Origin of the sequence: Streptomyces sp. NPDC060232 (assembly GCF_042726555.1) — a bacterium.
In the GTDB taxonomy this organism is placed as follows: Bacteria; Actinomycetota; Actinomycetes; order Streptomycetales; family Streptomycetaceae; genus Streptomyces.
In genome coordinates this window covers 277,975-289,605 of sequence record NZ_JBHXAG010000008.1, presented here as the reverse complement: position 1 = coordinate 289,605, position 11,631 = coordinate 277,975, and the positions used below count along the sequence as shown (strand labels likewise).

The 11,631-nt window shown below is 69.6% G+C and carries 9 protein-coding genes; all 9 read right to left on the bottom strand.

Going from position 1 to position 11,631, the window contains the following annotated elements; genetic code table 11:
• Window positions 1–392: 392 nt before the first annotated feature.
• The 9 genes from pssA to ACFWFZ_RS14950 all read right to left on the bottom strand — a co-directional run bounded on the left by pssA (window position 393) and on the right by ACFWFZ_RS14950 (window position 11,405).
• Complete coding sequence (gene pssA, locus ACFWFZ_RS14990; RefSeq protein ID WP_386395830.1) at window positions 393–1,175, bottom strand: CDP-diacylglycerol--serine O-phosphatidyltransferase; 783 nt, start codon at window positions 1,173–1,175, stop codon at window positions 393–395.
• 64 nt (window positions 1,176–1,239) lie between these two features.
• Window positions 1,240–1,896 (bottom strand): phosphatidylserine decarboxylase, encoded by a 657-nt coding sequence (locus ACFWFZ_RS14985; protein WP_030649744.1) that lies wholly within the window; start codon window positions 1,894–1,896, stop codon window positions 1,240–1,242.
• A gap of 186 nt (window positions 1,897–2,082) precedes the next feature.
• Window positions 2,083–3,288: an acyl-CoA dehydrogenase family protein gene (locus ACFWFZ_RS14980; RefSeq protein ID WP_185558013.1), complete on the bottom strand. Its 1,206-nt coding sequence runs from the start codon at window positions 3,286–3,288 to the stop codon at window positions 2,083–2,085.
• Between the two features lie 2 nt (window positions 3,289–3,290).
• On the bottom strand, window positions 3,291–3,803 hold the full coding sequence (locus tag ACFWFZ_RS14975; RefSeq protein ID WP_387121993.1) for a MaoC family dehydratase: 513 nt from the start codon (window positions 3,801–3,803) through the stop codon (window positions 3,291–3,293).
• Window positions 3,804–3,806: 3 nt separating this feature from the next.
• The gene (locus ACFWFZ_RS14970; protein ID WP_364848464.1) at window positions 3,807–4,799 is read right to left on the bottom strand and encodes a CoA ester lyase; all 993 of its coding nucleotides are present in this window, start codon (window positions 4,797–4,799) and stop codon (window positions 3,807–3,809) included.
• The gene (locus tag ACFWFZ_RS14965; RefSeq protein ID WP_387121989.1) at window positions 4,796–6,874 is read right to left on the bottom strand and encodes a protein meaA; all 2,079 of its coding nucleotides are present in this window, start codon (window positions 6,872–6,874) and stop codon (window positions 4,796–4,798) included. Before ACFWFZ_RS14965 ends, ACFWFZ_RS14970 begins: the two co-directional genes overlap by 4 nt.
• Window positions 6,875–6,905: 31 nt before the next feature.
• Window positions 6,906–8,243: a crotonyl-CoA carboxylase/reductase gene (gene ccrA / locus ACFWFZ_RS14960; RefSeq protein ID WP_387121986.1), complete on the bottom strand. Its 1,338-nt coding sequence runs from the start codon at window positions 8,241–8,243 to the stop codon at window positions 6,906–6,908.
• 389 nt (window positions 8,244–8,632) lie between these two features.
• Entirely contained in the window at window positions 8,633–9,445 is an 813-nt protein-coding gene (locus ACFWFZ_RS14955; RefSeq protein ID WP_387121983.1) for a TetR family transcriptional regulator, read from the bottom strand.
• A 163-nt stretch (window positions 9,446–9,608) separates the two neighbouring features.
• A complete protein-coding gene (locus ACFWFZ_RS14950) occupies window positions 9,609–11,405 on the bottom strand; it encodes a 3-hydroxyacyl-CoA dehydrogenase family protein (protein ID WP_387121980.1) in 1,797 nt (598 codons plus the stop codon).
• Window positions 11,406–11,631: the final 226 nt, after the last annotated feature.

Below are 11,631 nucleotides of genomic sequence, written 5' to 3'. Positions count from 1 at the left end.
GGTGGGGGGGGGTGGGCTTGTTTTGGGCCCCCCGGCGCCGCCGGGCGGGGCGCCCGGGGTGGGCCCACAACCCCGTGGGCCCCCCCGCCCCCCCCCCCGCCCCACCGCCGGCCCCGTCCCCGCCCCACCGGGGCGTTCCATCGCCGGGGGTGCGCGAGGGGGTGTGCGGAGGGGCCGGGGTCGGCGGCGGGGCGGGGAGGGTTCGGGGTGTCAAACGTGATTTGTGGCCCGTGTCGCCGAGTCCTGTTGCATCCGGCTCGGGGGCCATAAATCATGCCTACCCCGGACCCTCCCCGCCCCGCCGCCGAGCACGGCCCCGGCCCCCGCTCGGACCCCGGACACGCGGAAGCCCCGGATGCCATGGGCATCCGGGGCTTCCCACACCTGCCGAGCTAGCGCAGCGACGTCGCCCGGGCTTCGCGGCGGTTGTGGCGGAAGGTGTTGGCCCTCCGCGTCGTCGCGAACAGCGGAATGGTCGCCGCCATCGCGATCTGCAGGGCGCAGCCGGTCTGGAGCAGCAGCTGACCGCCCGGGGCGTCGAACGCCCAGGCCGCCAGCAGCCCCATCGCGCTGATGATCCAGCAGAGCATCGCCACCGCGAGGACACCCCGCGGCTTGGGGTACTCGACCCGGCTCACCATCAGCCACGCCACCCCGATGATCGCCAGCAGCGTCGGGATGAACGGGAGCTCCAGCAGCACGATCGAGACGACCGTCAGGGCGCCGAAGGGGCTCGGCATGCCCTGGAACATGCCGTCCTTCATCGTCACGCAGCTGAATCTCGCGAGCCGGAGCACCACGGCGAGCAGCACCACGATCGCGGCCAGCGCCGACATCTTCTGGTCCGCGTCGACGGCGACCATGCCGTAGACGAGGACGAAGTAGGCCGGGGCGAGGCCGAAGCTGATCAGGTCGGACAGGTTGTCCAGCTCGGCGCCCATCGGGGAGCTGCGCAGCTTGCGGGCCACGATGCCGTCGAAGAGGTCGAAGACCGCGGCGAGCAGCATCAGTATCACCGCCGTGGCGGCGCTGTTGCGGGCCATGCCCGACTCGCCGCTCCCGGTGAGGTGCGGGATGAGGATTCCGGTGGTGGTGAAGTACACCGCCATGAAACCGCACGTCGCGTTGCCGAGGGTGAGGGTGTCCGCTATCGACAGCCGCAGCGAGAGCGGCATGTCGTCCTCGGCGGACTCCTCCTCGGCGGACTCGGGCACCCAGCCGGTGGCCGGAGTCTCAGGGTCAGTCACGGTCAATTCGTGTCACCCCCGCGGTGGTGGCCTGACCGACCTCGACCGCGACCTCGACGCCCTCCGGGAGGTAGATGTCGACGCGGGAGCCGAAGCGGATCAGACCGATGCGTTCGCCCTGCTCCACCTTGGTGCCGGCCGGCAGGTAGGGGACGATGCGTCGGGCGACGGCGCCGGCGATCTGCACCATCTCGATGTCACCGAGCTCGGTGTCGAAGTGCCAGACAACGCGCTCGTTGTTCTCGCTCTCCTTGTTGAAGGCCGGGACGAATCCGCCGGGGACGTGCTCCACGGACGTCACCGTGCCCGCGAGGGGCGCGCGGTTGACGTGGACGTTGAGCGGGCTCATGAAGATCGCGACCCGGGTCCGCCCGTCCTTCCACGGCATGATGCTCTGCACCACACCGTCGGCGGGCGAGATGACACGGCCCTGGGCGATCTCACGCTCGGGGTCGCGGAAGAACCACAGCATGCCCGCGGCGAGCGCGGTTGCGGGCACGGCCACAGCGGCCCAGCGCCCGGACTTGCGGGCCCGGGTGAGGCTGAGCGCCGCGGTGGCGACGGTCGGCAGAAGCCACGGCGATGCTCCGCGGGCGAGACGTACGCCGAGTCGGCTGTCGCGAGGTGCAGAGGTTTGGCTGTGGGGCATGGATGACCTTCGTAGCGGGTGATTGCCGCGCCGCAAACGGGGGGACGGGACGGCGGCTTTACTGGAATGCTATCGGTTGCGCGCAACAACTGGGCAAGCCAGAAGCCGAGTCGATGGCCGTCGGCCAGTGACTGGTAGTGACCTTGTTGCGACGGATCCATGGAGGATCCGCCGCAAAAGGGACTTTCAGCCCTGGAGTCGGTACTCCTCAAGCAGGCGTCGCCCGATGATCATTTTCTGGATCTCGGCGGTACCTTCACCGATCAGCAGCATCGGAGCCTCGCGGTAGAGGCGCTCGATCTCGTACTCCTTCGAGAATCCGTATCCACCGTGGATGCGGAAGGCGTCCTCCACCACCTCCTTGCAGTACTCGGAGGCGAGGTACTTCGCCATCCCTGCTTCGAGGTCGTTTCGTTCCCCGGAGTCCTTTTTGCGTGCTGCGTTCACCATCATCGCATGAGCGGCTTCGACCTTGGTAGCCATCTCGGCCAGCTTGAACTGGATGGCCTGGTGTTCGGCGATCGCCTTGCCGAAAGTGTGACGTTGCTGGGCATACGAGACGCCCAGTTCGAACGCACGCTGGGCGACACCGCAGCCACGCGCCGCCACGTTCACGCGGCCGACCTCGACGCCGTCCATCATTTGGTAAAACCCTCGGCCCGTCTGGCCGCCCAGGACGCGATTGGCCGGAATGCGCAGTCCGTCCATGATGAGCTCGGTCGTGTCGACGCCCTTGTAGCCCATCTTGTCGATCTTGCCCGGGATGGTCAGGCCGGGGCGGACCTCACCGAAGCCGGGCTCCTTCTCGACGAGGAAGGTCGTCATCGACTTGTGGGGCGCGGTGCCCTCGGGGTGTCCTTCGTCACTTCGCACGAGCACGGCCACCAGGGTGGAGCTGCCGCCGTTCGTCAGCCACATCTTCTGGCCGTTCAAGACGTACTCGTCGCCGTCCTTCACCGCCTTGGAGCTGATCGCCGAGACGTCGGAGCCCAGCGCCGGCTCGGACATCGAGAACGCGCCGCGCACCTCGCCGAGGGCCATGCGGGGGAGGAAGTGGTCCTTCTGCTCCTGCGTGCCGTGCTGCTTGAGCATGTACGCCACGATGAAGTGCGTGTTGATGATGCCCGAGACGGACATCCAGCCGCGCGCGATCTCCTCGACGCACAGGGCGTAAGTGAGGAGCGACTCACCCAGGCCGCCGTACTCCTCCGGGATCATCAGCCCGAAGAGGCCGAGCTCCTTGAGACCGTCGACGATCGCTTGCGGGTACTCGTCGCGGTGCTCCAGCTCGGTGGCGACCGGGATGATCTCCTTGTCGACGAACTCGCGGACGGTCTTGAGGATCTCCCGCTGGACGTCGGTCAGCCCGGCGGTCTGGGCGAGTCGGGCCATGGCTACTTCTCCTGGGTCTTCAGCTGGGGGCGGCCGGGCTGCTCGCCGCCGCGCTCCTTGATGTACGTCTGGGTCGGGACCATCACCTTGCGCCGGAACACGCAGACGAGGGTGCCGTCCTGCTTGTAGCCCTTGGTCTCGACGTAGACGATGCCGCGGTCGTTCTTCGACCTCGACGGGGTCTTGTCGAGGACCGTGGTCTCGCCGTAGATCGTGTCGCCGTGGAAGGTCGGCGCCACGTGCCGCAGGGACTCGATCTCCAGGTTGGCGATGGCCTTCCCGGAGACGTCCGGCACGGACATGCCGAGCAGCAGCGAGTAGATGTAGTTGCCCACGACCACGTTCTTGCCGAAATCGGTGGTGTTCTCGGCGTAGTTCGCGTCCATGTGGAGCGGGTGGTGGTTCATCGTCAGGAGACAGAAGAGGTGGTCGTCGTACTCGGTGACCGTCTTCCCGGGCCAGTGCTTGTAGACGGCCCCGACCTCGAACTCTTCGTACGTGCGTCCGAACTGCATGGCTCAGGCCTCCGCCGTCTTCTCGGTCGAGGGGTGTTCGAACTTGGTGGTGCGCTGCATGCCGGCCGCCCGGCCCTTGCCCGCGATGACCAGGGCCATCTTGCGGCTGGCCTCGTCGATCATCTCGTCGCCGAGCATCGCGGAGCCCTTCTTGCCGCCGGCCTCCGACGTGCACCAGTCGTACGCGTCGAGGATCAGCTCGGCGTGGTCGTAATCCTCCTGCGAGGGGGAGAAGACCTCGTTGGCCGCGTCGACCTGGCCGGGGTGCAGCACCCACTTGCCGTCGAAGCCCAGCGCCGCCGCCCGGCCGGCCACCTCGCGGTAGGCGTCCACGTCGCGGATCTGGAGGAAGGGGCCGTCGATCGCCTGGAGGTTGTGCATGCGGGCCGCCATCAGGATCCGCATGAGGATGTAGTGGTAGGCGTCCGCCGGGTAGCCGGGCGGCTGCATGCCCACGACCAGGGACTTCATGTTGATCGAGGCCATGAAGTCGGCCGGGCCGAAGATGATGGTCTCCAGCCGGGGGGAGGCGGCGGCGATCTCGTCGACGTTCACCAGGCCCTTGGCATTCTCGATCTGCGCCTCGATGCCGATCTTGCCGACCTCGAAGCCCATCGTCTTCTCGATCTGCGTGAGCAGCAGGTCCAGGGCGACGACCTGCTGGGCGTCCTGCACCTTCGGCAGCATGATGCAGTCCAGGTTCTGGCCCGCGCCCTCGACGACCGTGACGACGTCGCGGTAGGTCCAGTGGGTGGTCCAGTCGTTGACGCGCACGACGCGGGTCTTGCCGGTCCAGTCGCCGTTGTTCAGCGCGTCCACGATCGTGTGGCGGGCGCCTTCCTTGGCGAGCGGCGCGCAGGCGTCCTCCAGGTCCAGGAAGACCTGGTCGGCCGGCAGGCCCTGGGCCTTCTCCAGGAACCGCGGGTTCGAGCCGGGCACCGCGAGGCAGGAGCGGCGCGGGCGAAGGCGGTTCACCGGGTGGACTGGCGTGGTCATGCAGGGACCTCCGTGCTTGCGATGATTGCGGCGTTGTCGAGTGGGTCGAGCTTGTTGGCCTTGCGGATCTCGTCGACGATACGGCCGATGATCTCCGTGATGCCGAAGTCCTTGGGCGTGAAGACGGCGGCGACACCCGCGGCCTTGAGCGCGACGGCGTCGGCGTTGGGAATGATGCCTCCGACGATGACGGGGATGTCACCCGCCCCCGCCGTGCGCAGCCGCTCCAGGACGTCCGGGACGAGGGCGCTGTGCGATCCGGACAGGATGGACAGTCCCACGCAGTGCACGTCCTCGGCCAGCGCGGCGGAGGAGATCTCCTCGGGCGTCAGCCTGATGCCCTGGTAGACCACCTCGAAGCCGGCGTCGCGGGCGCGGACGGCGATCTGCTCGGCCCCGTTGGAGTGCCCGTCCAGGCCGGGCTTGCCGACCAGCAGGCGCAGCCGGCCCGAGCCGAGCTCGTCGGCCGTGCGGGCCACCTTCTCGCGGACCTCGTGCATCGGCGTGCCCGGCTCGGCGGCCACGGCGACCGGGGCCGAGGAGACCCCGGTCGGTGCGCGGAACTCGCCGAACACCTCGCGCAGCGCGCCCGCCCACTCGCCGGTGGTGACACCGGCCCGGGCGCACTCCAGCGTGGCCTCCATGAGGTTCTCGGTGCCCGCCGCGGCCTCCTTGAGGCGTTCCAGCGCCTGCCGGGTGGTGGGGAAGACGAACGGGTCGCCGTTCCCCTGGCGGTCCGAGGACTCCTGGCGCTCGGCGCGCCAGCGGCCGATGCGCTCGACGGTGACGGCCTCGACGGCCGCGTCCACCGTCATGATGGCGCCGTCGAGGTCGGCCGTCAGCGGGTTGGGCTCGGTCTGCTCGAAGCAGTTCACGCCGACGATCTTGTCCTCGCCGGCCTCGATCCGCGCCCGCCGCTCGGCGTGCGAGGAGACCAGCTGGGCCTTGAGGTAGCCGGACTCGACGGCGGCCATCGCGCCGCCCATCTCCTGGATCCGGTCGATCTCGGCCAGGCAGTCGGCGACCAGGGAGTCGACTTTGGCCTCGATGACGTGGGATCCGGCGAAGATGTCGTCGTACTCCAGCAGGTCGCTCTCGTGGGCGAGGACCTGCTGGATGCGCAGCGACCACTGCTGGTCCCAGGGCCGGGGCAGGCCCAGCGCCTCGTTCCAGGCGGGCAGCTGCACCGCGCGGGCGCGGGCGTCCTTGGAGAGGGTGACCGCGAGCATCTCCAGCACGATGCGCTGGACGTTGTTCTCCGGCTGCGCCTCGGTCAGTCCCAGGGAGTTGACCTGGACGCCGTAACGGAAGCGGCGCTGCTTCGCGTTCTCGATGCCGTAGCGCTCCTTGGTGACCTTGTCCCAGATGCGGCCGAAGGCGCGCATCTTGCACATCTCCTCGATGAAGCGGACGCCCGCGTTCACGAAGAAGGAGATACGGGCGACCACCTCGCCGAAGCGCTCCTCGGGGACCTGCCCCGAGTCGCGCACCGAGTCGAGGACGGCGATCGCCGTGGACATCGCGTACGAGATCTCCTGGACCGGGGTGGCCCCGGCCTCCTGCAGGTGGTAGCTGCAGATGTTGATCGGGTTCCACTTGGGGATGTGGTTGACCGTGTACGCGATCATGTCCGTCGTCAGCCGCAGGGACGGCCCCGGCGGGAAGACGTGCGTCCCGCGCGAGAGGTACTCCTTGACGATGTCGTTCTGGGTGGTGCCCTGGAGCTGGGCGATGTCCGCGCCCTGCTCCTCGGCGGCCACCTGGTAGAGCGCCAGCAGCCACATGGCGGTGGCGTTGATCGTCATCGAGGTGTTCATCTGCTCCAGGGGTATGTCCTGGAACAGCCGGCGCATGTCGCCCAGGTGGGAGACCGGGACCCCGACCCGGCCCACTTCGCCGCGGGCGAGGATGTGGTCGGGGTCGTAGCCGGTCTGCGTCGGCAGGTCGAACGCGACCGACAGGCCGGTCTGGCCCTTGGCGAGGTTGCGGCGGTACAGCTCGTTGGACGCCTCGGCCGTGGAGTGGCCGGCGTACGTCCGCATGAGCCACGGACGGTCCTTCTGGCGCTCTGTCATCTCAGGCTGTCCCTTAGGCCTTTGAACGGTCTCAGACGTTGCGGAAGCGGTTGATGGCGTCGATGTGCTCGGCGCGCATCTCGTGGTCGCGGACGCCCAGGCCCTCCTGGGGGGCGAGCGCGAGGACGCCGACCTTGCCCTGGTGGAGGTTGCGGTGGACGTCGTAGGCGGCCTGGCCGGTCTCCTCCAGGGAGTAGACCTTCGACAGCGTGGGGTGGATCTTGCCCTTGGCGATCAGGCGGTTGGCCTCCCACGCCTCGCGGTAGTTGGCGAAGTGCGAGCCGACGATCTTCTTGAGCGACATCCACAGGTAGCGGTTGTCGTACTGGTGCATGTAGCCGGAGGTCGAGGCGCAGGTCGTGATGGTGCCGCCCTTGCGGGTGACGTAGACCGAGGCGCCGAAGGTCTCGCGGCCCGGGTGCTCGAAGACGATGTCGATGTCCTCGCCGCCGGTCAGCTCGCGGATCTTCGAGCCGAAGCGCTTCCACTCGCGGGGGTCCTGGGTGTTCTCGTCCTTCCAGAACTTGTAGCCCTCGGCGTTGCGGTCGATGACCGCGGTCGCGCCCATCGCCCGGCAGATGTCGGCCTTCTCGGGGGAGGAGACGACACAGATGGGGTTGGCGCCGCCGGCCAGGGCGAACTGGGTGGCGTAGCTGCCGAGCCCGCCGCTGGCGCCCCAGATCAGGACGTTGTCGCCCTGCTTCATGCCGGCGCCGTTGCGGGAGACCAGCTGGCGGTAGGCGGTGGAGTTGACCAGGCCGGGGGAGGCGGCCTCCTCCCAGCTGAGGTGGTCGGGCTTGGGCATCAGCTGGTTCGACTTGACCAGCGCGATCTCCGCCAGGCCGCCGAAGTTGGTCTCGAAGCCCCAGATGCGCTGCTCGGGGTCGAGCATCGTGTCGTTGTGGCCGTCGGAGGACTCCAGCTCGACGGAGAGGCAGTGCGCGACGACCTCGTCGCCCGGGTTCCAGGCGTTGACGCCGGGGCCGGTGCGCAGGACGACGCCCGCGAGGTCGGAGCCGATGACGTGGTACGGGAGGTCGTGGCGCTTGGTGAGCTCCGACAGGCGCCCGTAGCGCTCCAGGAAGCTGAAGGTGGAGACGGGCTCGAAGATCGAGGTCCACACCGAGTTGTAGTTGACCGACGAGGCCATGACGGCGACCAGGGCCTCGCCCGGACCCAGCTCGGGGAGCGGGACGTCGTCCAGGTGCAGCGACTTGCGCGGGTCCTTCTCGCGCGTGGTGAGCCCCGCGAACATCTCCGCCTCGTCCTTGTGCACGGTGATCGCGCGGTAGGAGTCGGGCAGCGGCAGGGCCGCGAAGTCTGCGGCGGTGGCGGACTGCGACTGAATCGCGTCCAGGATGTCCTTCACGGTGAGCCTCCGGCTAGCGCTGATGGGGGTGCGCTGAGGTGAACGGGTGCGTGGAGCGGGTGCGGTGTGCCGTCGGTCCGGCTGTGCTGTGGTGCTGGGCGCCGCCCGTGGTGGGGCGTGCGGGGTGCCTGGTGACGCAGGCGTCCGGGGCGCGTTCCGTGCCGTGTGGGCGTGGGTCGCGGGGACATCCGGATGAGATTCAACGTATGGCACCCCGTGTCACCCGGCAAGGCACCGCGTGCCAAAACTTTCTCTCATTTGCCTATTGACCTGCGCAGATGAGCGATGATCGATCAAAGTTACCGTGGAGTAGGGGCAAGCCGGACATACGAAAGCGGCCGCCCCCGGTTCGGGGACGGCCGCTGTGACGAGCATCGCTTCCTGTGCCGCTACCTCGGGCGCAGTGCCTCTTCGATGGTCCGCATGACCTCGTCCAGGGGCGCGTCGGTGCGGGCCACCGCCACCAGCACCTCGCCCTCGGTACGGACGGTCGCCGGAGCGGACGGCGCGGGGCTCAGGGTCCGGCCCGCGCCGATCCCCGTACCGAAGGTCTTGCGGACGATCGAGAAGGCGTGGTCCAGCTGCGCCTCCACGTCACCCTGGCCGCCGGCCCGCAGCCAGCGCCGCAGCACGTGGTTGTGGGCCGTGACCACCGCCGAGGCGGCCACCTCGGCCAGCAGCGGGTCGTCGTTGCCGTCGTGGTGCTCGGTCTCGTCGAAGTGAGCCAGCAGGTAGCGCGTGAACAGCCGCTCGTAGCGGGCCACGGATGCGATCTCCCGCTCCCGCAGCGCCGGCACCTCACGGGTCAGCCGGTAGCGCTCCACCGACACCGCGGGCGAGGCGGCGTACATCTTCATGACTTCCTTGATCCCGCGGCACACCGTGTCGAGCGGGTGCTCGTGCGCCGGCGCGACGTCCAGGACCGCCTCGGCGCGGATCAGGGTGTCGTCGTGGTCGGGGAAGATCGCCTCTTCCTTCGACCGGAAGTGCCGGAAGAAGGTCCGCCGCGCGACCCCGGCCGTCGCGGCGATCTCGTCGACCGTCGTCGCCTCGTAGCCCTTGGTCGCGAAGAGCTCCATCGCCGCGGTGGCGAGCTCGCGTCGCATCTTGAGCCGCTGGGCGGCAGCCCGGGTGCCGGCCGCGCTCTCCGGGGCGTCGGGGGCCGAGGAGGCGCGGGGTGAGGTCTTGGCGGGCTGGGACATAGAGCGAAAGTACTTCATTCGCGCGGGGGAGCGCGCCTGAGGGGGGTGGGAGAGGGGTGGATGCGGGGGAGAGCCCGCACTGGGCTCGGGAGGATCGGTCCGCCGTGAGGGTCCGGCGGACCCGAGCAGCCCTCCCCACGCATCCGGCTCATGGCCCGCTCGGTTACCGCCGGGCGTACTCACGGAATCCGCGGCCGGTCTTCCGGCCCAGGCAGCCCGCCGCCACCAGGTGCTCCAGCAGCGGGGACGGAGCCAGGCCCGGGTCGCGGAACTCCTTGTGGAGGACCTTCTCGATGGCCAGCGAGACGTCGAGGCCGACCACGTCGAGCAGCTCGAACGGTCCCATCGGGTAACCGCCGCCCAGCTTCATCGCCGCGTCGATCTGGTCGAGGCTCGCGTAGTGCTCCTCGACCATCTTGATCGCGTTGTTGAGGTACGGGAACAGCAGCGCGTTCACGATGAAGCCGGCCCGGTCCCCGCAGTCCACCGGGTGCTTGCGCACCTTCACGCAGATCTCGCGGACCGTGGCGTGCACGTCGTCGGCCGTCAGGACGGTCCGGACCACCTCGACCAGCTTCATCGCCGGGGCCGGGTTGAAGAAGTGCATGCCGATCACGTCCTGCGGACGCGAGGTCACCCGGGCCACCGCGATCACCGGCAGCGAGGAGGTGGTGGTGGCCAGCACCGCACCCGGCTTGCAGACCTTGTCCAGCGCCGCGAACAGCTCCTGCTTGACCTCCAGGTCCTCGGCGACCGCCTCCACCGCCAGATCCACCTCGGCGAAGGCGTCCAGCGACCCGGCCGGGGTGATCCGGCCCAGGGTCTCGTCCGCCGCCTCCTGCGTCAGCCTGCCCTTGGACACCGCACGGCCCAGGGACTTGCCGATGGCGGCCTTGGCGGCCTCCGCCTTCTCCTGGCTGCGTGCCGCCAGGACCACGTCGAACCCGGACTGGGCGAAGACCTGCGCGATGCCGCTCGCCATGGTGCCGGAGCCGGCCACGCCGACCGAGCTGACCGGGCGGCCCGCGCCCAGCAGGGACCCGTCCAGCGGGGTCTGCAGGTCGCGCACGATCACCGAGCTGCCGGGAGCCTCGTACGTGTAGAAACCGCGCCCGGACTTCTGCCCGGCCAGGCCGGCCTCGGCCAGCTGCCCCAGGATGGGGGCCGGGGCGTGCAGCCGGTCGCCGGAGGAGGCGTACATGGCCTCCAGGACCGTGCGGGCCGTGTCCACGCCGATCAGGTCCAGCAGCGCCAGCGGCCCCATGGGCAGGCCGCAGCCGAGCCGCATCGCCGCGTCGATGTCCTCACGGGAGGCGTACTTCGCCTCGTACATGGCGGCGGCCTGGTTCAGGTAGCCGAAGAGCAGGCCGTCCGCGACGAAACCGGGCCGGTCGCCGACGGCCACCGGCTCCTTGCCGAGCTCGCGGGCCAGCTCCGTGACCGCCTCCACCGCCGTCGGGGCGGTCAGGACGCAGGAGACGACCTCGACCAGCTTCATCGCCGGGACCGGGTTGAAGAAGTGCAGGCCCAGCACGCGCTCGGGGCGCTGGGACTCGGCGGCGAGCCGGGTCACCGACAGGGCGTTGGTGCCCGTGGCCAGGATCGTGTCGGGCCGCACGACCGCGTCGAGCTCGCGGAAGACCTGCTGCTTGACCTCGTACGACTCCGGCACGACCTCGATGACGAGGTCGGCCTCGGCCGCGGCGGCCAGGTCGGAGAAGGTGCGGAAGCGGGCCAGGACGTCCGCGCGCTCCTGCTCGGTGAGGCGCTCGCGGGCCACGGAACGCGCCGTGGCCGCGGCGAGGGAGGCCGAGGCCCGGCGGGCGGCGGTCTCGCTGATGTCGATGCCGATGACCTCGCGGCCGGCCCGGGCGAGGACCTCGGCGATGCCGGTGCCCATCGTGCCGAGGCCGACGACGGCGATGGTCTGCAGGGTGGGGTGACTGGACTGACGGTCCATCGAGGGACTCCAGTGGAAGAGGGTGACGACTGAGGGAGCGCGCGGCGCACAGCGCGCGCGGATGCCGTACGGGATGCCGTGCGGTGAGGAGCCCGGGGCAGGAGCGGCCCGGACCGGGACCCGACGGGGGAAAGTCCCCGGGGCGGAAGCGGCACGGCCCTGTCCCGGGGCCATACCGTGCATGCGAAAACGAACCGACCGGCACGAGGCGGCTGCGTCACCAGGC